The sequence below is a fragment of the Herbaspirillum lusitanum P6-12 genome (assembly GCF_000256565.1).
GTDB classification, from domain to species: Bacteria; Pseudomonadota; Gammaproteobacteria; order Burkholderiales; family Burkholderiaceae_D; genus Herbaspirillum; species Herbaspirillum lusitanum.
Genome location: NZ_AJHH01000166.1, coordinates 1 through 22,496, shown reverse-complemented (window position 1 = coordinate 22,496; position 22,496 = coordinate 1). Strand labels below are relative to the sequence as shown.

19 protein-coding genes and 1 pseudogene are annotated in these 22,496 nt (G+C 60.2%); 9 read left to right on the top strand and 11 right to left on the bottom strand.

Annotated features, from left to right (window positions below; translation table 11 throughout):
* Window positions 1-91: 91 nt before the first annotated feature.
* Window positions 92-403 carry a c-type cytochrome gene (locus HLUSI_RS0105670; protein ID WP_016833049.1) on the top strand — a complete coding sequence of 104 codons (312 nt, stop codon included), beginning with the start codon at window positions 92-94 and terminating at the stop codon, window positions 401-403.
* Between the two features lie 156 nt (window positions 404-559).
* Here the strand turns inward: HLUSI_RS0105670 and HLUSI_RS0105665 are convergent, their stop codons facing one another.
* A complete protein-coding gene (locus HLUSI_RS0105665; protein WP_029363170.1) occupies window positions 560-1,702 on the bottom strand; it encodes a branched-chain amino acid ABC transporter substrate-binding protein in 1,143 nt (380 codons plus the stop codon).
* 271 nt (window positions 1,703-1,973) lie between these two features.
* Here HLUSI_RS0105665 and HLUSI_RS0105660 point away from each other — a divergent pair, with 271 nt between their 5' ends.
* The 3 genes from HLUSI_RS0105660 (at window position 1,974) to rpiA (ending at window position 5,434) form a co-directional block, all read left to right on the top strand.
* A complete protein-coding gene (locus tag HLUSI_RS0105660) occupies window positions 1,974-2,483 on the top strand; it encodes an Lrp/AsnC family transcriptional regulator (protein WP_016833047.1) in 510 nt (169 codons plus the stop codon).
* A 488-nt stretch (window positions 2,484-2,971) separates the two neighbouring features.
* Window positions 2,972-4,735, top strand: coding sequence for a cation:proton antiporter (locus HLUSI_RS0105655; RefSeq protein ID WP_016833046.1), 1,764 nt, complete (start codon window positions 2,972-2,974; stop codon window positions 4,733-4,735).
* Window positions 4,736-4,762: 27 nt separating this feature from the next.
* A complete protein-coding gene (gene rpiA, locus HLUSI_RS0105650) occupies window positions 4,763-5,434 on the top strand; it encodes a ribose-5-phosphate isomerase RpiA (protein WP_016833045.1) in 672 nt (223 codons plus the stop codon).
* A 19-nt stretch (window positions 5,435-5,453) separates the two neighbouring features.
* Here rpiA and HLUSI_RS32385 read toward each other — a convergent pair whose 3' ends face one another.
* The 8 genes and pseudogenes from HLUSI_RS32385 to argA all read right to left on the bottom strand — a co-directional run bounded on the left by HLUSI_RS32385 (window position 5,454) and on the right by argA (window position 12,701).
* The gene (locus tag HLUSI_RS32385; protein ID WP_162098055.1) at window positions 5,454-5,759 is read right to left on the bottom strand and encodes a hypothetical protein; all 306 of its coding nucleotides are present in this window, start codon (window positions 5,757-5,759) and stop codon (window positions 5,454-5,456) included.
* Window positions 5,760-5,780: 21 nt separating this feature from the next.
* On the bottom strand, window positions 5,781-6,083 hold the full coding sequence (locus tag HLUSI_RS32380; protein WP_157137754.1) for a hypothetical protein: 303 nt from the start codon (window positions 6,081-6,083) through the stop codon (window positions 5,781-5,783).
* Window positions 6,080-6,859, bottom strand: a complete 780-nt coding sequence (locus tag HLUSI_RS0105640; protein WP_016833043.1) for a peptidoglycan recognition protein family protein — start codon at window positions 6,857-6,859, stop codon at window positions 6,080-6,082. The genes HLUSI_RS32380 and HLUSI_RS0105640 overlap by 4 nt, the downstream gene beginning before the upstream one ends.
* The gene (locus HLUSI_RS30935) at window positions 6,856-7,464 is read right to left on the bottom strand and encodes a PAAR domain-containing protein (RefSeq protein WP_016833042.1); all 609 of its coding nucleotides are present in this window, start codon (window positions 7,462-7,464) and stop codon (window positions 6,856-6,858) included. The genes HLUSI_RS0105640 and HLUSI_RS30935 overlap by 4 nt, the downstream gene beginning before the upstream one ends.
* The gene (locus tag HLUSI_RS27180) at window positions 7,461-7,892 is read right to left on the bottom strand and encodes a PAAR domain-containing protein (protein WP_016833041.1); all 432 of its coding nucleotides are present in this window, start codon (window positions 7,890-7,892) and stop codon (window positions 7,461-7,463) included. The genes HLUSI_RS30935 and HLUSI_RS27180 overlap by 4 nt, the downstream gene beginning before the upstream one ends.
* Window positions 7,893-8,125: 233 nt before the next feature.
* Window positions 8,126-10,762: a M16 family metallopeptidase gene (locus tag HLUSI_RS0105625; RefSeq protein ID WP_016833040.1), complete on the bottom strand. Its 2,637-nt coding sequence runs from the start codon at window positions 10,760-10,762 to the stop codon at window positions 8,126-8,128.
* A 232-nt stretch (window positions 10,763-10,994) separates the two neighbouring features.
* Window positions 10,995-11,260: pseudogene (locus tag HLUSI_RS27175) on the bottom strand (oxidative damage protection protein).
* Window positions 11,261-11,372: 112 nt separating this feature from the next.
* Window positions 11,373-12,701, bottom strand: a complete 1,329-nt coding sequence (gene argA, locus HLUSI_RS0105610; protein ID WP_016833039.1) for an amino-acid N-acetyltransferase — start codon at window positions 12,699-12,701, stop codon at window positions 11,373-11,375.
* Between the two features lie 131 nt (window positions 12,702-12,832).
* On the opposite strand from argA, the gene hrpA reads away from it, so the two are divergent.
* A complete protein-coding gene (hrpA, locus tag HLUSI_RS0105605; RefSeq protein ID WP_085943993.1) occupies window positions 12,833-16,867 on the top strand; it encodes an ATP-dependent RNA helicase HrpA in 4,035 nt (1,344 codons plus the stop codon).
* An 86-nt stretch (window positions 16,868-16,953) separates the two neighbouring features.
* The gene (gene dcd / locus HLUSI_RS0105600; RefSeq protein ID WP_016833037.1) at window positions 16,954-17,520 is read left to right on the top strand and encodes a dCTP deaminase; all 567 of its coding nucleotides are present in this window, start codon (window positions 16,954-16,956) and stop codon (window positions 17,518-17,520) included.
* A gap of 80 nt (window positions 17,521-17,600) precedes the next feature.
* Here the strand turns inward: dcd and HLUSI_RS0105595 are convergent, their stop codons facing one another.
* A complete protein-coding gene (locus HLUSI_RS0105595) occupies window positions 17,601-18,524 on the bottom strand; it encodes a LysR family transcriptional regulator (RefSeq protein ID WP_016833036.1) in 924 nt (307 codons plus the stop codon).
* Between the two features lie 121 nt (window positions 18,525-18,645).
* On the opposite strand from HLUSI_RS0105595, the gene HLUSI_RS0105590 reads away from it, so the two are divergent.
* Together HLUSI_RS0105590 and HLUSI_RS0105585 are read left to right on the top strand one after the other, a co-directional pair.
* On the top strand, window positions 18,646-19,275 hold the full coding sequence (locus HLUSI_RS0105590; protein WP_016833035.1) for a chromate transporter: 630 nt from the start codon (window positions 18,646-18,648) through the stop codon (window positions 19,273-19,275).
* Window positions 19,272-19,796 (top strand): chromate transporter, encoded by a 525-nt coding sequence (locus HLUSI_RS0105585; protein WP_016833034.1) that lies wholly within the window; start codon window positions 19,272-19,274, stop codon window positions 19,794-19,796. Before HLUSI_RS0105590 ends, HLUSI_RS0105585 begins: the two co-directional genes overlap by 4 nt.
* 87 nt (window positions 19,797-19,883) lie before the next feature.
* Here the strand turns inward: HLUSI_RS0105585 and HLUSI_RS0105580 are convergent, their stop codons facing one another.
* Window positions 19,884-22,139: an arginine/lysine/ornithine decarboxylase gene (locus tag HLUSI_RS0105580; protein ID WP_016833033.1), complete on the bottom strand. Its 2,256-nt coding sequence runs from the start codon at window positions 22,137-22,139 to the stop codon at window positions 19,884-19,886.
* Between the two features lie 19 nt (window positions 22,140-22,158).
* Between HLUSI_RS0105580 and HLUSI_RS0105575 the strand changes: the two genes are divergently transcribed.
* On the top strand, window positions 22,159-22,470 hold the full coding sequence (locus HLUSI_RS0105575; protein WP_016833032.1) for a hypothetical protein: 312 nt from the start codon (window positions 22,159-22,161) through the stop codon (window positions 22,468-22,470).
* The last annotated feature ends 26 nt before the right edge of the window (window positions 22,471-22,496 follow it).

The window sequence follows — 22,496 nt, the reverse complement described above, 5'->3', positions numbered from 1 at the left end:
AATGCCATGCGCAAGTAGTAAAAAAGCCGGAGCGCATACAGCTGTTCTTCCAATCGGTTGTAGAATACGCAGAACTTCTTGGAGGGTAATAATGAAAAAGCTTCTATTCATCGCATCAGCTGTGCTGGCATTCGGCGTCTCCGCCCAGGCTTCTGCCAATGCAGATCTGGCCAAGGCAAAGAACTGCATGGCCTGCCATTCGATCCAGACCAAGATCGTCGGTCCGGCGTTCAAGGACGTGGCGAAGAAGTACGCCGGTCAGAAGGATGCCGAAGACAAGCTGACGCAAAAAGTGTTGAAGGGCGGTTCCGGCGTGTGGGGCGCGATCCCGATGCCGGCCAACGCGCAAGTGTCGGAAGCCGAAGCGCGCACGCTGGTGAAATGGGTGCTGACGCTGAAGTAAGCACTACGCATGCCGCATCGAAAGCGTCCGCAAGGGCGCTTTTTTATTGCCTGCAGCATTCCCCCTGTCGCACGTTCCGTAAATCGTATCGACAATAAAAAACGCGCCTGACTTTCATCAGGCGCGTTCTCATGCAAAAGCTGCAGAAGCGGAAGCTTACTTGACCACAGCCAGCAGGGTGCGTTCACCCTTCTTGTATGTGTACAGAGTCAGCGAACCGTTCTTGATGTCGCCCTTGGCGTCGAAGGCGATAGTGCCTGTCACGCCCTTGTGGCTGATCTTTGCCAGTTCAGGCAGGTACTTGGCCGGATCAGCCGAATTTGCCTTCTTCATTGCGTCGGCGACAGTCAGCGTTGCATCGTAAGCGTATGCAGCGTTATAGACCACGTCGATGCCGAACTTCTTCTTGTAGGCTGCGCGGAAGTCGTCCATGCCCTTCTTGCCGGACTCGTCCACACCGCCTGCTTCAGCGCAGACGACCTGGTCGTCGATCAAGCCATCGCCTGCCAGACCTGGCAGGGAACCGGTACAGATACCGTCACCGCCCATGAACTTGGCAGTGATGCCCAGTTGCTTCATCTGACGCAGCATCGGGCCGCCGACAGCATCCATGCCGCCGAAGAACACGACTTCAGGCTTCTTGGCCTTGATCGAAGTCAGGATCGCGTTGAAGTCGGTTGCCTTGTCGTTGGTGAATTGCTTGCCGACGATGGTCGCGCCCGCGCCTTGTGCACCCTTGGCGAATTCTTCAGCAACGCCCTGGCCGTATGCGGTGCGGTCGTCGATGACGGCGACGTTCTTGGTCTTCAGTGCGGTGACGGCGTATTTACCCAGCACGGCGCCCAGTTGCGCATCGTTGGCGACCACGCGGAAGGCGGTCTTGAAGCCTTGTTGCGTGTACTTCGGATTGGTGGCCGATGGCGACACTTGCGGGATGCCTGCGTCGTTGTAGATCTTCGATGCCGGGATGGTGGTGCCGGAATTCAAGTGACCGATAACTGCGGCGACCTTCTGGTCGACCAGCTTGGTGGCGACGGCAGTCGCTTGCTTCGGATCCGATGCGTCGTCTTCACCGATCAGTTCGAATTTGACTTTCTTGCCGCCGATCATGAAACCCTTGGCGTTCAGTTCGTCAATCGCCATGCGGGCGCCGTTTTCATTGTCCTTGCCCATGTGGGCGTTCGGGCCGGAGAGTGGACCGACGTGAGCGATCTTGATGACTTCCTGTGAATAAGCTGCGCCGGCAAAAGCCAGTGCGATGGCGCCGGTCAATGGAATAATTGTGCTCTTGAGTTTCATAAATTCCCTCTGTAGATTGAAATAAACTACGCTTGCTCAGGACTGCTGAAAATCTCTTCCGGCTCGCATCCTTCGTTGTCTTCCTCCGAAGCGGCCGATGTTCCTGATTTTGCAACAGCCTCTTTTTTGCTTATTCAGAGACGTTTCGCAGATACAAAACACCCTGTACTATTCAACGTCGGTTTCCGAATAATGCAGACGGTACAACATAAGAAACGGCTTGCAAAGGTTTTTTGAGTGCCGAATTGAAAAAAATTGAACTTTCGTTTTTATGCCCAAATACCATACGCTCGACAAGGTCGATCGCAAGCTCCTGAACCTGCTGCAAAAGGACAATCAGATTCCGACTCGTATCCTGGCGGAGAAATTGCATATATCGCAACCGACCTGCCTGCGGCGCATCCGCGAGCTGCGCGAAGCCGGCATCATCAACGCTGAAGTGGCGATGGTGGACCCGTTTGCGCTGGGCTACGGCATGCTGGCTTTCCTTGAGATTTCGCTCAACAACCAGTCCGACGAGCATATGCAGGAGTTCGAGCAGCGCATGGCCAAGGAGGCCGAAGTGATGCAGTGCTACTTCGTGTCGGGCGAATATGACTATTTTCTGGCGGTGCATGTGATCGATATGGATGCGTACTATCAGTTCGTGCGCCGCGTCATTTCCGGCTCCGGAAATGTCCGTCACTTCCAGTCGCGTTTCCCGATGAAGCGAGCCAAGTTCGCCACACGGATCGCGTTTGACGAAAAAGCTGCCGAAATTCAGGTGCGTGTGCCGGAGTAGGGCGCAGCAGCAAAGCCAACTTCTTAGCACTTTCTGTGCCTGCGGCGTTTTTTTGCGGACGTCAAGTCGACGGGAGATGCGCTGGCCCGCGCCGATATTGACTGTTCGCATCTCGATAAAATTTGCAGAGCGCTCCTCGTCTGTGCTAACTTTGCGCCTGCCAGCGACGATACGGTGCAGCAACTTTGTCCGATGCACCAAATCCAATCGTCGTACCCATATCGGCTGCAGGTAGTCTGACTAAGCCGAATCCGCTGCGACCAGCGAACCATACAAGCGAACCCGATCGAGATTCAGCCTGCGCTGGCCCGGTCACGGCGCCCATCCATTTCACGTATCGACGCACTGAAGTATTGCCGCGCAGACGGCGAACATGGCGCGTCCAATCCGAAAACGCCTGGCAAGCGTGCACATGCGACAGTGTTCATTGCCAGTCACACATCATCAACCTTGCCGCCCGGCGGCAGACCAGAAGGGAAATCGTACGCATGCATGCTGTTGAACTGTTTATCCAGGACCTTGCCGTGATCATGTTGATCGCCGGCGTCGTCACCGTCGTGTTCAACCGTTTCAAGCAGCCGGTGGTGCTGGGCTACATCGTGGCCGGCGTCATCATCGGCCCGCACACGCCGCCGTTCAACCTGATCCAGGACGACAAGACCGTTCACATCCTGTCCGAGCTGGGCGTGATCTTCCTGCTGTTCTCGCTGGGTCTGGAATTCAGCCTCAAGAAGCTGGCCAAGGTCGGCGCCACCGCCGTGGTCGCGGCCGTCGCCGAGATCATGCTGATGATCTGGATCGGCTACGAGATCGGCATCTACTTCGGCTGGAAGACCATGGACGCGGTCTTCCTCGGCGCCATGCTGGCGGTGTCGTCGACCACCATCATCGTCAAGGCGCTTAATGAACTGGGCATGAAGAACGAGAAGTTCGCCCAGATCATCTTCGGCATCCTGATCGTCGAAGACATCCTCGCCATCGGCATGATCGCGCTGCTGTCGGGCATCGCCACCAGCGGTTCGGTCGATTCCGGCGAAGTCGTCAACACGGTCGGCAAGCTGCTGCTGTTCATGGTGGTGTCGCTGGTGGTCGGCATTCTGATCGTGCCGCGCCTGCTCAACTACGTCGCCCGTTTCAAGAGCAACGAGATGCTGCTGGTGACGGTGCTGGGGATCCTGTTCGGCTTCTGCCTGCTGGTCATGAAGCTTGAGTACAGCGTCGCGTTGGGCGCCTTCCTGGTCGGCGCGGTGATGGCCGAATCGCGCCAGATCCACCGCATCGAACGCATCATCGAATCGATCCGCGACATGTTCAGCGCCATCTTCTTCGTCGCCATCGGCTTGCTGTTCGACCCGAACGTGCTGGCCAAATACTGGTTGCCGATCACGGTCATCACCTTCGCGGTGGTATTCGGCAAACTGTTCAGCTGCGGCATCGGCACCTTCCTGGCCGGCCACGGCGGCCGCACGCCGATGCGTGTGGGCATGGGCCTGGCGCAGATCGGCGAGTTCTCCTTCATCATCGCCGCACTCGGCGTCAGCCTCAAGGTCACCAGCGATTTCCTGTACCCGATCGTGGTGGCGGTGTCGGCCGTGACCGCGCTGCTCACGCCTTACCTGATCAAGGCCGCCGATCCGCTGTCGGCCAAGGCGGTCGAACTGGTGCCGAAAAAGATTTCCGGCATCTTCGGCATGTATGCAAGCTGGCTGGAAAGCCTGCAACCGCAAGGCGAGAAGGCGGAGATCAGCAAGATCATCCGGCGCATCCTGGTGCAGGTGCTGGTCAACATCGCACTGGTGGTGGCGATCTTCCTGTGCGGCGCCTTCTTCGTGGACGGCATCGGCGGCCGGCTGTCGACCTGGATAGGCGATGAGCAGGTGCGCAAGGCCGTGATCTGGGGCGGCGCTCTGGTATTATCGCTGCCGTTCCTGATCGCCACCTACCGCAAGCTGCAGGCGCTGGCCATGCTGCTGGCCGAAGTCGGGGTCAAGCCGGAATTCGCCGGCGCCTACACCTCCGGCGTGCGGCGCGTGATTTCCGAAGTGATACCGGTGATGTCGATTCTCGGTATCATGTTGCTGATCTTTGTCCTGAGCGCCAGCATCTTGCCGCCGCTCAACCTGCTGGCCTTCGTGCTGCTGGGCGCGGCCGGGCTGCTGTGGTTGTTATGGAGCAAGCTGGTCAAGCTGCACTCGCGCCTGCAGATCGCGCTGTTCGAGACGCTGGACGAGAAGCCGGAAGATTCCCACTAATTGTTTTAACCAATCATTTCCATAGTCATGACTCAAGACGAACTCAAACAAGCGGTAGCCCGCGCCGCCATCGACTACGTGGTCGACGGCGAAATCATCGGCGTCGGCACCGGCTCCACCGCCAACTTCTTCATCGATGAGCTGGCCAGGATCAAGGACCGCATCAAGGGCGCCGTAGCGTCATCGGAAGCCACCGCCGAGCGCCTGCGCGGCCACGGCATCAAGGTGTTCGACCTCAACGACGTCGAAACCATGCCGGTCTACATCGACGGCGCCGACGAGATCAATGCCCAGGGTGCGATGATCAAGGGCGGTGGTGCGGCATTGACGCGCGAAAAGATCGTGGCCTCGGTGGCGCAGAAATTCGTCTGCATCGCCGACGGTTCCAAGCTGGTTGACGTGCTCGGCAAGTTCCCGCTGCCGGTGGAAGTGATTCCGATGGCGACCAGCGTGGCGGCGCGCAAGTTATCCGCGCTCGGTTGCGAGGCGAAGTTGCGCCTGAAGGACGGCAAGCCGCTGGTGACCGATAACGGTTGCTACATCCTCGATGTGGTCGGGCTGAGCATCACCGAGCCGGCCGAGATTGAAGCGGCGATCAACAACATCGTCGGCGTCGTGACGGTGGGCTTGTTTGCGCGGCAGGGGGCTGACGTTTGTTTGTTGGGGACGCCGGATGGGGTGAAGAAGCTGGAGTTCTGATCGGTCCCGGCCTTTCAAATTACCACTTGCATCCATCATCTGTAGAATTTCGTTCAGCACTTTCGTCAAATGAATATTTTTTTCCCGGATTTACGATTATGTACTCAACCGAATAAACGTTGGAGCCTTGAGATCCAACAATATATTTCCCTGTAACGTCTGACGTAGCAACTTCCACCCATGTACTTTCAAAATATGCGGGACGCCCCTCTGGCTGATCTAAGGTTTTTCTTGACACATAGACGATTGTAATCGGAGGTTTATTTTTTCCATATTTGATATATCCTCCTGTCCAGCCGCCGTGGGCATCGTCGGAATATCGCATCATCTCAAGTGGGCGTTTGCGCTAGACCCGTCGATCTGCAACTCGCGCGTAGCAACGGGTTGCATCAGCATCGCCAAAACGCAGTTCACAGAACTCGATGAACGCGGCCCGCTCAGATGCAGAAAGCTCATCAATGGGGGGCAACTCAAGCCCCTTCTGCGCAGGGTTTTCGAAGCGGACTTGCAGGGACATTCGATGCTTGATGAACGGTTCCCAAGAGACGCCGACCTCGTGATCTCCGACGATGCGCTCGACACCAACGAAGGCCCACAGCGCACCCGTCGCTACCACGCAGAGCACAACTTTGACAAGTAGGCTTTTCATGGTGCAACCAAGTTGAAATCTCGACGTATCGTGTCCGCGATGATCATCCCGTAGACGCCAGGGCATGCCCGGTTGGTGCCGTGGGTCTTAGCGAACTCGCGATGGCCGCCGAGGGTCTTGATGTCGAAGAACTGGAGCAGCGTTTTGACCAAGGTAGAAACAGCCTCAAGCTGCTTTTCAGTTGGCTCGTCATGCACGACGGCCACCTTGTCCTTCTGTTCGCCGATCCACTCTTTGACGCCAGCGATGACGCCACGCTTCTTCGTGACGTTCCATGCACCTGGCCCGTATTTCTCGGCCTCTCCGCGCACGCTCAAGTCAGCCAAGAAAACGATACCGATCACCCCGGTGTTGCCGCCTTCGATGTGAGCACCTCGAAAGCGCATATCAAGAGCTTCGTAAATCACCCCCTGGCAGTCGATGGCGTAGTGGTAGCTGAGATGCCCAAACGAACTGATGTCAGTTGTCTCAGCCTTCCAAAGCTCGGCGGCCCCATCGGCGGCACAGCTATAGCTGTTTCCTGCATGGTGAAGCGCAATTGCCTTGTAGTCCCAATCAGGATTGGGACTCGTTGCAGGCTCCTTTGCCTTCCAGTCGGAACGGGTCTTGAACTCGAACTTCTTGCGCCGAATTTCGACGATGATTCCCTGTCGCGTTGCGGCTTTGTGATTGACCTTCACCTGCACGGTATTGACCGTGGCAGCCCGCTTGGCTTCGATGACGGCCCAAGTGTCAAAGGTGCCCGTCTTGAGATCCTCGTTGCGAATGTCGCTCATGCTGTCAAGTCCTCTCGATCAATGGTTTCACCCTTGGGAGACTTGAACATGAAGTGGACGCCGATCTGTTCAGGTCGTGCGGTTTCGATGACCTCCGTGAAGCCCTCCCGATCCGTGACACCACCATGCTGAGCGCCGTTCTCGCGCATCAGGGTGTAGGCGCACTTGGGCATAGGGTCGCCCGTCTCGGGATCGAGCGCTTGAAACCGGATCGCGTGAGTCTCGTCGTCACCAAGTGTTGAGCCAAAAAATTGCGAGATTGGGGCGGTGGCAGCTACGTTCTGAGCCGCCCCGCCACCCTGATAGGCGACTTCTTCCGCTGTCATCATCTGCCAATCATTATCCTGATAAGCGATCAGTTTTGGCGCTGGCCTGCAATCACAGACACAGATGTCGTCATTAAGGGCTGGACGCTTTCCCATCCAGTTGTCATCCAGACGCGGGCCCTGTCCAATGATCGTGCCGGTCTTCTTACACGCTGGGCAGTAGACCTTATCGTTAAGCATGATGTAATAACGTCCATGCCATGTAGAGTGGTCTTGAGATGCGATTGGGATCCCACCAGATGAGGTCTTGTCACCTTCGAAAATGTAGAAGCGCTTCATGCCAGCGAGGCTTCCAATGAGGGCGGCATGTATCTCTCCTGGAAGAAACCGAGGACGGGTGGCATGCCTGCTCGAACAACCAGACCATGACCTTTCTGGTTACTGGTTTCGATGACGTCGCCATTGCTGGCGTGGCTACCCTCAACGGCAAGGCACTTTCCGTCATATATCGACGCAGCGCCCGCGCCTGACATGATGGTGGCAATTTCGCCATTCGGATAACGCACCTCATCGCCAACTAGCGCCACCGAAATACCGTCAATTGTTCGGCCTGAGGTGGCTGTATGAACTACGCCGCCATTCCTGGTTTTTGAACCCAACGTGACGAAATAATGCTTGCTAATGATGGGTAACGCCTTTATTCGCTGATTCTCTTCAATCCACCAAATCGCGTTTGGATCAGTGACTTCGATTCCGTTGTACAGCATACGTACCCCTTAGCGCATAGTTGGGAAATTGACATTTTAATCATAGAAAATTTCCGGCAAGTCCCTAATGCGGTTCAGTTGAAACAAAAAACGCCGCTACGAAAAAAATTCGAAGCGGCGCCTCTTGGTTTTACGGCTCTTGTTGCTTCAAAAAACGAAGCTGATTGGGCTTAACTGAACGTGTTAGCCCTTGTGGGCGGCTTTTTCATTGAGACGCATGGCCTGTTTCAAGGCTACTTCGCCTTCTCCTCATCCCGCGCAATCGCGACGCTCATCTTCGCCGGCACGATCCTCTTGCGCAGCGTGTCGTTGAGCTGGTCCAGCGTCAGCGCGGCGATGCGGTCGTCCAGTTGCGCCGCCCAGGCGTAGGTGCGATCGAGATCGAGCAGGTTGACCCAGCCGTTGCTGATGGTGTCGTCCTGCGCGCGCGATTGTTCGCGTTGCTGGCGGATGCCGGATTTGGCGCGGTCCAGTTCTTCCGATGTGAAGCCTTCCGTGATCAGGCGCTGCAATTCTTCGCGGATGGCGGCGTCGACCTTGTCCAGGTTTTGCGGCGCGGCGATGGCGCCGATGCCGAACTGGCCGGCATTGCTGAGCGCGCCGACCGACAAGGACGTGCCGATGCTGTACGACAGTCCTTCACGCTGGCGCACGCGGTCGGCCAGGCGCGACTTCATGCTGGCGCCGCCGATCAGGTAATTGGCGACCACCAGGGCAGGATAGTCGACGTCTTCGTCACGGATATCCAGGCCGAGCTTGGCGAGGTAGGTGCCGTTTTCCTTGTCGGGCGTGTTGATGAACTGGCGCGTCGGCGCCACCTCGGCGTAGTCCTGCAGCATGCGTTGATACGGCGCGGCGCTCTTCCAGCCGGCCAGGGTTTGCTGGATCACGCGTGCGGCTGTATCTGGATCGAAGTCGCCGACGATGGTGCGCGCTGCGCGCCAGTCGCCGGGGGGATAGTGGTCGAAGTGCAGCGACAAGGCTTCGGAGGCGCGTTCGGTCGGATCGTTGCGCGAGGATTCCAGGCTGACCAGCAACTGCTTGCGCAATTGCTCGAACTCGGCCGGTTCGAAACGCGGATGCTGCAGGACGTCGGCCATCAACTTCAGCGCCGCATCGAGATTGCCGCGCGTGGTCTGGAAGTTGTACACGCCGCCGGCGATCTTGAGGCGCGCAAATTCATCCGCCAGTTGTTCGCGCGTCATGGACATGCTGCCGCGCGACAGCATCTCGTCGGTCATGGCCGCGATGGTCTTCTTGCCGAACAAGGTTTTTTCATCGCCCCAATCCAGCTTGATGCGCACCGATACGGTCTGGCCGCGCGTTTTCTTCGGCAGCAACGCCAGCTTGAGGCCGCCCACGCGCAATTGCGTGGTGCGCAGATCAAGATTGGCGGGGGAGGTATCGAAGACTTCGCCGGTGGCGATCGCAGCGCGCGGACGGTACGATTGCAGTGCGCTTTCCAGGCTTGGCGCAACCGGAATCTCGCTGCGTTGCGGCTGGTCTTCAGGAATGAACAGTCCCACCGTGCGGTTGTCTCGGCGGAAATATTTCGCGGCGGCGCCGGCGACTTGCTCTGCGCTCATCGCGTCGACCTGATCGCGTCCGGCGAACAGCAGGCGCCAGTCGCCCAGCGCCAGCACGTTCGACAGCGAGATGCCGATGCGCTGGTGGTCGCTCAGCAGACGTTCATAACCGTTGGCATTGGACACGCGCACGCGCGCCATCTCGGCATCGGTGGGCGGCGTGGTCGCGAACGATTCGATGGCGTCGGTCAGCGCTTTGCGGACCGGCTCCAGCGGCTCGCCTTTCTTGATGACTGCGCCGATGATCTGCAGTCCCGGCGCATAACCGCTTAACTGGAATTGCATGATCGCGCTGGCCTTGCCGGTTTCCACCAGCAGCTTGTGCAGTCGGCCGTTGGGTGTGTCGGCCAGGATGTCGGCGGCAAAGCCCAGGGCGGTGGCGTCGGGGTGCAGGGCGGAGGGCATCTTGTAGGCCAGCGCCACCAGTTGCTGGTCACCGCGACGGCGGATCACGAATTGCCGTTCGCCGTCCTGGGTCGGCTCGACCGTCCAGAACGCGGGCAGGGTGCGCTTGGGCTTGGGCAGGCGGCCAAAGCTCTGGTCCACCCATTGCAGCACCTGGGCCGCATCGAACTTGCCGGCGATGAGCAGCACGGCGTTGTCGGGCTGGTAGTAGGTGCGGTAGAAGGCCTGCAGGTTCTCGATCTTCACGTGCTCGATGTCGCTGCGGTTGCCGATGGTCGAGTTGCCGTAGTTGTGCCAGTCGAAGGCGATGCTTTGCATGCGTTTGACCATCACCGAGCCCGGCGAGTTTTCGCCGCTTTCGAATTCGTTGCGCACCACCGTCATTTCGCTGTCGAGATCCTTCTGCGCGATGAAGGAATTGAGCATGCGGTCAGCTTCCATGACGATGGCCCATTGCAGGTTCTCATCGCCGGCCGGGAAGAATTCGTAATAATTGGTGCGGTCCAGCGAGGTGGAGCCGTTGAAGCTCATGCCGCGCTTGCTGAACTCTTGCGGGATCGCGCCGTGCTGCGGCGTGCCTTTGAACATCAGGTGTTCCAGCAAATGCGCCATGCCGGTTTCGCCGTAGTTCTCCTGGCGCGAGCCGACCAGGTAAGTCATGTTGACGGTCACGGTAGGCTTGCTGGCGTCAGGCATCAGCAGCAGCTTGAAGCCGTTGCTGAAGCGGTATTCGGTGATGCCTTCGGCAGACGGGCCCTGGCTGACGCCGGCGGGCAAGGGCAACGCCGGCGGCGTCTGGGCCAGCGCATGGGCGCCGCCGACGGTCAGGAACAAGGGGAGCAGGCAGCGGGCCAGTGAAGCGGGGCGGAGCAGGGACATGTTTTCCTGATGGTGATCGAAGGGGAGGCGCGACGGCTATTCTACGGAAGGCAGGGCAAAGGCGTCGTGACCGGCATGCGACCGGCCAGGCATGGAAAAATCCGAAGCAGGCAAGAAACAGGAAGGACGAGGCAGGAAGCGAGGCAGGAAGCGAGGCGGAAGGGCAGCAAAAGGGATGCGGTCCAGGCGGCGCAATGCGCCTGAACCGCGGAAGCACGGTTCAGCGTGCAGCTCAGTCGCCCGGTGGCGGGACGTAGCCTTGCGCTGCGTCGGCGCCTTCGCCGAAGAAATGCTTTTCCATTTGCACGGCCAGGTACTTGCGCGCGCCAGCATCAGGCGGTTTTCATTGACCAGCATGGTCTGGTGCTTGAGCCAGCCGGCCCAGGCTTCCTTCGATACGCTTTCGTAAATGCGCTTGCCCAGTTCGCCCGGGTACGGCGGGAAGTCGAGGCCTTCGGCTTCCTTGTTCAGTTTGATGCAGTGGATGGTGCGTGCCATGTTGATTCCTTGGTTAAAACATTGATGACGTATTCAGGGAAGACATGAGACCGGCTTAGGGAAGTCAGCGGTTGAGCGCATGGCAATGCAATCTCACGTCCTGATTTCTACATTATAGATTCTTGATCAGCACCAGTGACTTGCGTTGCCAGTTGTACATGTGCTGGCGATCCTTTGGCAGGTCGTCCACGGTGGCCGGGACGAAACCGCGCCGCAGGAACCAGTGCGAAGTGCGCGTGGTCAGCACGAACAGCTTGTTCAGGCCCGACTCTCGCGCGCGCGTCTCGATGTGCTTGAGGATACGTTCGCCGTCGCCCTGCGCCTGGACTTCCGGGTTGACGGTCAGGCAGGCCATTTCGCCCATTCTTTCCTTCGGGAAAGGATAAAGCGCGGCACAGCCGAAGATCACGTTGTCATGCTCGATCACCGAGAAGTAATGGATCTCGCGCTCGATCAGCTCGCGGCCGCGCTTGACCAGCGTGCCGTCCGCCTCCAGCGGTTCGATCAGCTTGATGATGCCGCCGACGTCTTCGATGGTGGCTTCGCGCAGGCTTTCCAGGTTCTCGTACGTGATCATGGTGCCGATGCCGTCATGCGTGAACAGCTCCAGCAGCACCGAACCATCGGTGGAGAACGGCACGATGTGGGCGCGCGAGACGCCCGCATTACAGGCCTTGACCGCGCTCTTCAGGTAGAAGGCAGCGTCGGGCGGCAGGAAGTTGGCCTGCAGCACGGCCTCTGCCTGGTGCGACGACAGTTCGCGGATGTCAGTGCCGCCGGCGTCGTGCATCAGCGGTGTTTCGGTCAGGAAAATCAGTTTCTCGGCGCGCAGCGCGATGGCGGCGGTGACCGCCACGTCTTCCATCGCCAGGTTGAAGGCCTCGCCGGTCGGCGAAAAGCCCAGCGGCGACAGCAGCACGATGCCGCCGGCATTGAGGATGGGATGGATGGTGTCGGCCGCGACTTTACGCACGATGCCGGTCAGCTGCAGGTCGGCGCCGTCGATCACGCCCATCGGGCGCGCCGTGACGAAGTTGCCGGAGATGACGCGGATCGCCGCGTGCGCCATCGGCGTGTTGGGCAAGCCCTGGCTGAATGCCGCTTCGATGTCCAGGCGCAACTCGCCGGCGGCTTCCTTGGCGCATTCCAACGCGGCCGGGTCGGTGATGCGCAGGCCGTTGTGGAAACGCGCCTCGACGTTGCGCAGCGCCAGTTGCTCTTCGACCTGCGGTCGCGAGCCGTGCACCACGACAATACGGATGCCCAGCGCATGCAACAGCGACAGATCCTGGGCCAGCACGGCCAGCCCGCCGGCCGTGACCAGCTCGCCCGGGAAGGCGATCACGAAAGTCTTGCCGCGGAAGGCGTGGACGTAAGGCGCTACGGAGCGCAGCCAGGCCACGAAGCTGGCGAAATCGGTGTCATTTTCCATGTTGCGCATTATAACCAGTCGTACCGCAGATGTTTGGCGCAAGGCAGTTTTTTGCACCGCAATGTTGCAGGGCTGTTTCACCCGTGCGAAAAGAGCCGTTTTGGGTCCGCCGGGCAGGCCAAGCGCAGGGAGTAGGTATAATGCCAGCCGTTATGTCCGCCCCCAATTCCCCCCAAGCTCCCCAGCCCAAAAATAAGTCCGCCCAGCAGTCGTCGCGCGTTGCCGCACCGCCGCGTGTCCAGGTGCGCAACCCGCTGCCCGAGATCACCTTCCCCGAAGAGCTGCCGGTTTCCGGCCGCCGCCAGGAAATCGCCGAGGCGCTGCAAGCCAACCAGGTCATCATCGTCAGCGGCGAGACCGGTTCCGGCAAGACTACCCAGTTGCCCAAGATCTGCCTGCAACTCGGTCGTGGCGAAAAGGGCCTGATCGGCCACACCCAGCCGCGCCGCATCGCCGCGTCGTCGACCGCCAAGCGCATCGCGCAGGAACTCGGCACGCCGCCGGGCGAACACGTCGGTTTCAAGGTGCGCTTCAACGACACGCTGAGCAAGGGCGCCTGGGTCAAGCTGATGACCGACGGCATTCTGCTGGCGGAGACGCAGACCGATCCGCTGCTGCGCCAGTACGACACCATCATCATCGACGAGGCCCACGAACGCAGCCTCAACATCGACTTCCTGCTCGGCTACCTGAAGCAGCTGCTGCCGAAGCGTCCCGACCTCAAGGTCATCATCACCTCGGCGACCATCGACGCCGATCGTTTCTCGCGCCACTTCGGCACGGAAGTCAACGGCGAGCTCAAGCCGGCGCCGGTGATCGAAGTCTCGGGCCGGCTGTATCCGGTCGAGATCCGTTATCGCCCGGTCGACAATGCCGACCGCAGCAATCTTGCGCCGGAAGTGGCCAATGCCCGCGCCAGAGCCGAAGGTCGAGCGACGCAAGCGCAGAAGGACCGCGACCAGCGCGACCTGATGGACGCCGTGGTTGATGCCGTCGATGAACTGGCGCGCATCGGCTCCGGCGACGTGCTGGTGTTTTTGCCCGGCGAACGCGAAATCCGCGACGCCGCCGAGGCGCTGCGCAAGCACCATCCGCCGCACGTCGAAATCCTGCCGCTGTTTGCGCGCCTGTCGGCGCAAGAACAGGAACGCGTCTTCAAATCGAGCAACGCGCGCCGCATCGTGCTGGCCACCAACGTCGCCGAAACTTCGCTGACCGTCCCCGGCATCCGCTACGTGGTCGATGCCGGTCTGGCGCGCGTGAAGCGTTACAGCTACCGCAACAAGGTCGAGCAACTGCAGATCGAGGCGGTCGCGCAATCTGCCGCCAACCAGCGCGCCGGCCGCTGCGGCCGCGTTGCCGCGGGCGTGTGCATCCGCCTGTACGACGAGCAGGATTATTTGCAGCGACCGAAATTCACCGAGCCGGAAATCCTGCGCTCGTCGCTGGCCTCGGTCATCCTGCGCATGAAGTCGCTGCATCTCGCCGATGTAGAAACCTTCCCCTTCATCGAGCCGCCGCTGGGCCGCGCCATCGCCGATGGTTACCAGTTGCTGCAGGAGCTCGGCGCAGTCGATGAGTTCAACCAGCTGACGCCGCTGGGCAATCAACTTGCGAAGTTGCCGCTCGATCCGCGCGTGGGCCGCATGATCCTGGCCGGCCGCGAGAATGCCTGCCTCTCCGAATTGCTGATCATCGCCTCGGCATTGTCGGTGCAGGATCCGCGTGATCGTCCGATGGAAGCGCAGGCCGCCGCCGACCAGGCGCACAAGAAATTCGCCGACGAGAAATCGGAATTCCAGAGTTACCTGCGGATCTGGAAGTGGTTCGAAGAAGCCGTCGAGCACAAGAAATCCAATCGCCAGTTGCAAGACCATTGCCGCGCCAATTTCCTCTCGCAGTTGCGCCTGCGCGAGTGGCGCGACGTCCATTCGCAACTGCTGACCATCGTGCGCGAGCAGGGCTGGCGCATGAACGAAGCGCCGGCGACCTACGAGCAATTGCATACCGCCTTGCTGACCGGCTTGCTCGGCAACGTCGGCTTCAAGTCGGATGAGGATCCGCATTACCTTGGCGCGCGCGGCATCAAGTTCCACATCTGGCCCGGTTCCAGCTTGCAGAAAAAAGCAGGCAAGTGGATCGTCGCCGCAGAGCTGGTCGACACCTCGCGCCTGTACGCGCGTTGCATCGCGCAGATCCAGCCGGAATGGCTGGAGCGCATCGGCGGCCATCTGCTCAAGAAATCCTGGGGCGAACCGCGCTGGGAAAAGCGCAGCGCGCAAGTCACCGCATCCGAACGCGCCACCTTGTACGGTCTGGTGGTGTACAGCCAACGCCGCATCAACTTCGGCCTGATCAATCCGCAGGAAGCGCGCGAAATCTTCATCCGCGACGCGCTGGTCGGCGGCGACTTCGACACGCGCGCACCGTTCTTCGCGCACAACCAGAAGCTGGTGCGCGAGATCGAAAACCTCGAACACAAATCGCGCCGCCTCGACGTGCTGGTCGACGACGAACTGATCGCCGCCTTCTACGACAAGCTGATTCCGGCCGACATCTGCAACGGCATTACTTTCGAGAAGTGGCACAAGGACGCCACCGCTGCCAACGCCGACCCCAAATTGCTGTTCCTGAACCGTGACGACCTCATGCGTCACGAAGCCGCAGGCGTGACCACCGAGCTGTTCCCCAAGACCATGACGGTGGCGGGTTTGTCGATGGCGCTGTCGTATCACTTTGAACCCGGCACGCCGCGCGACGGCGTCACGCTGACGGTGCCGCTGTACGCGCTGAACCAGGTATCCGCCGCGCGCTGCGAATGGCTGGTGCCCGGCATGCTCAAGGAAAAGGTGCACCTGCTGCTCAAGTCGCTGCCGCAAAAGCTGCGCCGCCATTGCGTGCCGCTGCCCGATTACGCCGCCGGTTTCTGCGCGCGCATGGAGGAGCGTCACCTGTTCGGCAAGGGCGACCTGATCGATGCGCTGATCGCCGACATCCGCGAGCAGATCACCATCATGGTCAAGAGCACGGACTTCAAGCAGGAGACCTTGCCGGCGCATCACGCGATGAATTTCAAGATCGTCGACGAGCACGGCCGCCAGCTGGAGATGGGGCGCAACCTCGGCAGCCTGCAAGCCGAATTCGGCGGACAGGCGCGCGAGCAGTTCCAGAAACTGGCCGAGCAGACGGCGATTACCGGGATTGCGACGCCGGCGGCTGCAACTTTGGCTGCAACCAGCGCCAAACCGGCAGCCGGAAAAACTGCGGCGGCTCCTTCAGGCGCGAGCGCGGCGTCGGTTTCCGAATATGGCAACCTCACCAACTGGACCTTCGGCGAGCTGCCCGAGCTGCTGGAAATCCAGCGTGGCGCAGTCGGGCCAAATTCGGGCAAGTCACAGACGCTGATCGGCTTCCCGGCATTGGTCGACAAGAAGACCCATTGCGATCTCGAAGTCTTCGACGATCCCGCCGACGCCGCGCGCCAGCATTTTGCCGGCTTGCGCCGCCTGTTTGCGCTGCAACTGAAAGAGCAGCTCAAGTATCAGGAAAAGAACATCCCCGGCCTGCAGCAGATGGGCATGCAGTTCATGGCGCTGGGATCGCAGGAAGAGTTGCGCGACCAGATCCTGTCCGCAGGCCTGGAGCGCGCCTTCATGCAGGAGCCGCTGCCGAAGAACGCCGACGAGTTCAACCGCCGCAAGGAAGAGGGCAAGGCGCGCTTCGGCCTGCTGGTCAATGAAATCGCACGCCTGGCAGGACTGGTGCTGGCCGAGTACTACACGCTGCCGAAGAAACTGCAAACCATCAAGGCGCATGCGCAGGCCTCGGCCGACATCCAGTCGCAGTTGCAGAACCTGGTCGGCAAGCGCTTCATCGCCGACAGCGACTACAACAACCTAATGCATTTCCCGCGCTACCTCAAGGCGATCAACGTGCGCCTTGAAAAGCTGCGCGCCGATCCGACCCGCGATGCGCGCCTGCTGTCCGAATGGACCCAGGTCGCCGCGCCGTGGCAGCGCGCGCAAAAAGACCACGGCGCCGGCGACCCCAAGATGCAGGAATTCCGCTGGCTGCTGGAAGAGCTGCGCGTGTCGCTCTTCGCGCAGGAGTTGAAGACGCCCATGCCGGTGTCGGTCAAGCGGCTGCAGAAGGTGTGGGAGACCATGCAGCGTTGATGGCCCGGCATGGAGTATTTGAAGAACGATGCCGCGATTAGCGTAGAATTGCAGCACTTTTACCGCAATTTATTTCCAAAAAGACAATGGCAATCAAATCCGACAAATGGATCCGTCGCATGGCGGAAAGCGAAGGCATGATCGAACCGTTCGAGCCCGGTCAGGTGCGCGAGGCCAACGGCCAGAAGATCGTCTCCTACGGCACCTCGTCCTACGGCTACGACATTCGCTGCGCCAACGAATTCAAGATTTTCACCAACATCAACTCGACCATCGTCGATCCCAAGAATTTCGATGAAAAATCCTTCGTCGATTTCCACGGCGACGTCTGCATCATCCCGCCGAACTCGTTCGCGCTGGCGCGCACGGTCGAATACTTCCGCATCCCGCGCAGCGTACTGACGATCTGCCTCGGCAAGTCGACCTACGCGCGCTGCGGCATCATCGTCAACGTCACGCCGTTCGAGCCGGAATGGGAAGGCTACGTCACGCTGGAGTTCTCCAACACCACGCCGCTGCCGGCCAAGATATATGCCGGCGAAGGCTGCGCACAGGTGCTGTTCTTCGAAAGCGACGAGATCTGCGAGACGTCGTACAAGGATCGCGGCGGCAAGTATCAGGGGCAGCATGGGGTGACTTTGCCGAAGACCTGATCCGTATCGCTTTCTTGTATCGCTCTCAAAAAACAGCCGCATGTTTCCCGAACATGCGGCTGTTTTTCGTTGGTGGACTGTCAGCGCTTTCCGGCTGCCTTCGCGCATTTCCTCGCCTCTGCAATAAACCGCTTTACCGCCCCTGATTGTCCGCTGTCGCGATACGCCAGATGCAGCGGCGCTTTCAAGTCGGGCGCGTCATCGATGCCGAGATAGCTGACCGACTCCAGTTCGACGTGGCGCATTGAGGCCGGGATGATGGAGATGCCCAAGCCTGCCGCTACCAGACTCAGCGTCGACAGGTTCTTGCGCGCTTCCTGTTCGACGCGCGGGCTGAAACCGGCGGCGCGGCAGGCGGCGATGATGGTGTCGTACAGGCCGGGGCCGCTGGGACGCCGGTTGAGTATGAACACTTCTTCGGCCAGCGCCGCCAGCGCCACGCTCTTGCGGCGCTTGTTGCGCACCAGCGGATGGGCCGCGGGCAGGGCGACGATCATTTCTTCCACCATCATGGTTTCGATCGTGATATCGCTGACGTCGCCCACTGGCGAGCGGATGAAGGCGACGTCGATGCGATTCTGGCTCATCAGCGCCACCAGGTCGGTGGTGCTGCTTTCCTCCACCGTCAATGCAACGTCCGGCACGGCGTCGCGGAACGCACGGATCACGGTCGGCACGAACGGATGCAACGAGGCGGATTCGGTGAAACCCACGGCGATGCGACCGAGCTCGCCGCGCGCGATGCGTCGCACGCCGGCCACGGTGGAGTCGACTTGCGCCAGGATCTGGCGCGCATCCGTCAGCAACGCCTGGCCGCTTTCGGTCAGTTCCATACCGCGCGGCAGGCGGTTGAACAGCGTCACGCCAAGCTCCTTTTCGAGCGCGCGGATTTGCTGGCTCAGCGGCGGTTGCTGGATGCCGATGCGTTGCGCGGCCTTGGTCAGGTGGCCTTCTTCGGCGACGGCGATGAAATAGCGCAGCAGGCGCAGGTCGATGGTTGACATATGATTTATATATGGTTGATGTGCTTGCCATATATTAGACAAAATAACGACGCAAGAGTAGCCTTCTGTCTGTGGTCGCAACGGCCGCGCAGAACAGAAGGCAGAACAGAAGGCCAACAGCATGCTCAACGACAACAATCCGCTTTCATCCACTCCGCCGGTCATGCCGGAAATCCGTGTCGTGCCGACCTCGCGCGAGCTGTTCCTCGGCTTCCTCGGGCTCGGCATGACAGCCTTCGGCGGCGCGCTGCCGCTGGCGCACCGCATGGTGGTCGAGCGCCATCGCTGGCTCAGCGAAGACGAATTCGTCGAACTGCTCGGGCTGTGCCAGTTCCTGCCGGGCGGCAACATCATCAACCTGTCGGTGGCGCTGGGCATGCGCTTTCGCGGCGTCAAAGGCGCGCTGGCGGCAATTCTCGGCTTGATTGCGGTGCCTTCGATCGTCGTGGTGATGCTGGGGATTCTTTACCAGCACTACCAGCACGATCCCTTGATCAAGCACTTGTTCGCCGGGCTGGCCGCGGCCGCGTCCGGCTTGCTGATCCAGATGGCGGTCAAGATCGCGCTGCCGCTGCGCAAGAACCTGGTGCTGGCCGGACTGGCGACGATCTGCTTCATCGCCATCGCCTGGCTGCGCATTCCCCTGCTGTGGACCATGCTGGTGATGACCCCGGTGAGCGTGGCGATCACCGCCAGGTTCGCCGGGAAGACTGCCGCGAAAGACGAGGCCAGGAAGGGAGCCGCATCATGATCCAGACCCTGATCGCGCTCGGACTGATTTTTTCGGAATTGTCGGTGCTGGCCTTCGGCGGAGGCAACACCATCCTGCCGGAGATGCAGCGCCAGGTGGTGGAAGTGCACCACTGGATGACGGCGGAAGATTTCAGCGCGCTGTTCGCACTCGGCCAGGCCGCGCCCGGACCCAACCTGATGATCGTGACGCTGGTCGGCTGGCACGTGGCCGGCTTCTACGGCATGCTGGTCACGACCATCGCCAAGTTCGGCCCGTCGTCATTGGTGACCATCCTGATGCTGCACGTATGGGAGCGTTTCAAGGACCGGCCGTGGCGGCGTCACGTGCAATCCGGCTTGCTGCCGGTGACCGCCGGCCTGGTGGCCGCCAGCGCCGCACTGATTGCGCATGCCTCGATCAGCAACGGCATCCTCGCGGCGATCACGGCGGCGACAGCCATCATTGCGCTCAAGACCAAGCTGCATCCTTTGTGGCTGCTGTTCGGGGGCGCCATGGCGGGAATGATTTTCCTGCGATAGCTGGTGGTTGTTTCAGGCATATCCCGGCAATAAAAAAGCCGATCCGGTTTCCCGGATCGGCTTTTTACTTACGTCCGGCGTTGCCGCTTACTGGCGCACGCAATCCACAAAGTAATCGCGGCGGCCGTTCACTTCACGCTTGACCAGGCCATGCACGTCGGTTTCGAAGCCCGGGAATTTCTCGTTGAAATCGCGCGCAAACTTCAGATAGTCGACGATGGTCTTGTTGAAGATTTCACCTGGGATCAGCAGCGGGATACCCGGTGGGTAAGGCGTCAGCAGGATCGAGGTAATACGGCCTTCGAGCTCGTCCAGCGGCACGCGGTCGATCTCGCGATGGGCCATCTTCGAGAACGCATCGGACGGCTTCATCGCCGGTTGCATGTCGGACAAATACATCTCCGTCGTCAGGCGCGCGACGTCGTAGGCGCGATAGGTTTCATGGATCTGCTGGCACAGGTCGCGCAGGCCCAGGCGCTCGTAGCGCGCGTTGCGGCCCTGGTTCGCGGCGGCGAACTCGGGCAGGATGCGCCAGATCGGCTGGTTCTTGTCGTAGTCGTCCTTGAACTGCTGCAGCGCCGTCACCAGCGTGTTCCAGCGGCCCTTGGTGATGCCGATGGTGAACATGATGAAGAAGGAATACAGGCCGCATTTCTCGACGATAACGCCATGCTCCGCCAGATACTTGGTGACGATCGAGGCCGGGATGCCGTTCTCGCCGAACTTGCCGTCCAGCGACAGGCCAGGCGTGACGATGGTCGCCTTGATCGGGTCGAGCATGTTGAAGCCCGGCGCCAGATTGCCGAAACCATGCCAGTCGTCTTCCGCCTTGATGACCCAGTCTTCGCGCTCGCCGATGCCGTCGGCGGAGAAGCTGTTCGGTCCCCACACCTGGAACCACCAGTCCTGGCCGAATTCCTGGTCGATCTTCTTCATGGCGCGGCGGAAGTCCAGCGCTTCGAGGATGCTTTCTTCCACCAGCGCAGTGCCGCCCGGCGCTTCCATCATCGCCGCGGCGACGTCGCACGACGCGATGATCGAGTATTGCGGCGAGGTCGAGGTGTGCATCAGGAAGGCTTCGTTGAAGGCGTCCTGATCGAGCTGCACGGTTTCCGATTCGCGCACCAGGATTTGCGATGCTTGCGACAGGCCGGCCAGCAGTTTGTGGGTCGACTGGGTGGAGAAGATCATCGACTTCTTGGCGCGCGGACGGTCCTTGCCGATCGCGTGCATGTCCTTGTAGAAATCATGGAAGGTCGCGTGCGGCAGCCAGGCTTCGTCGAAGTGCAGCGTGTCGATTTCACCGTCCAGCATTTCCTTCAGCGTCTCGACGTTGTACACCACGCCGTCGTAGGTCGATTGCGTGATGGTCAGGATGCGCGGCTTCTTGTTGACGGCTTCGCGGGCGAACGGATTGGCTTCGATCTTGCGACGGATGCTTTCCATCGTGAACTCTTCCAGCGGGATCGGTCCGATGATGCCGAGGTGATTGCGGGTCGGCATCAGGAACACCGGAATCGCGCCGGTCATGATGATCGAGTGCAGGATCGACTTGTGGCAGTTGCGGTCGACCACGACGATGTCGCCCGGCGCCACTGTCGAGTGCCACACCATCTTGTTGGAGGTCGAGGTGCCGTTGGTGACGAAGTAGCAATGGTCGGCGTTGAAGATGCGCGCCGCATTGCGTTCCGAATCGGCCACCGGACCGGTGTGGTCGAGCAGCTGGCCGAGTTCTTCGACGGCGTTGCAGACGTCGGCGCGCAGCATGTTCTCGCCGAAGAATTGATGGAACATCTGGCCGATCGGCGACTTCAGGAATGCCACGCCGCCCGAGTGGCCAGGGCAATGCCACGAATACGAACCGTCCTGCGCGTAGTGCACCAGCGCGCGGAAGAACGGCGGCGCCAGGCCGTCGAGGTAGGACTTGGCTTCGCGGATGATGTGGCGCTCCGGCGTGTCTTCGAACATGTGGATGAAGCCGTGCAGTTCGCGCAGGATGTCGTTGGGGATGTCGCGCGAGGTGCGGGTTTCGCCGTACAGGTAAATCGGGATGTCGGCGTTCTTGTGGCGGATTTCACCGACGAAGGCGCGCAGGGATTTCAGCGCAAAGTCGGTTTCTTCGGACGAGCCGGCGCCGAATTCTTCATCGTCGATCGACAGGATGAAGGCGGACGCACGTGATTGCTGCTGGGCAAACTGCGACAGGTCGCCGTAGCTGGTTACGCCCAGCACTTCCATGCCTTCTTCCTTGATGGCGTCGGCGAGGGCGCGGATGCCGAGGCCGGAAGTGTTTTCAGAGCGGAAATCTTCGTCGATGATGACGATGGGGAAACGGAATTTCATAGGTTCTCCAGGAGAACGCATGCGGGATCAGGGTCATGCGTTCAGTTCAGTTAAAACTTCGACTGCGCCTGGGCGAAAAGCTTACGCGCTCGGACGGTTGCTTTTTGATATGGGCAAACCGGTCAAAACAATGTCGCTGCAAGTTGAAAGGCTGGATCGGAATGTTCCGGATCTGGTGCGCTCCCTGGCTGGCAGAACCTTCGTGGACCTGTTGCTCGTGCTGGCGTTCCGGATCGCGGCGACGCTGCAGCGGAGGCAGGTTTTAAAAAGAAGCCGAATTTTCGCAGATATCGCCAAACGATGGGGCGAAAAATCCGCGCGTTTTTGTTGAAAATCAGGGAAAAACAACAAAAAGGC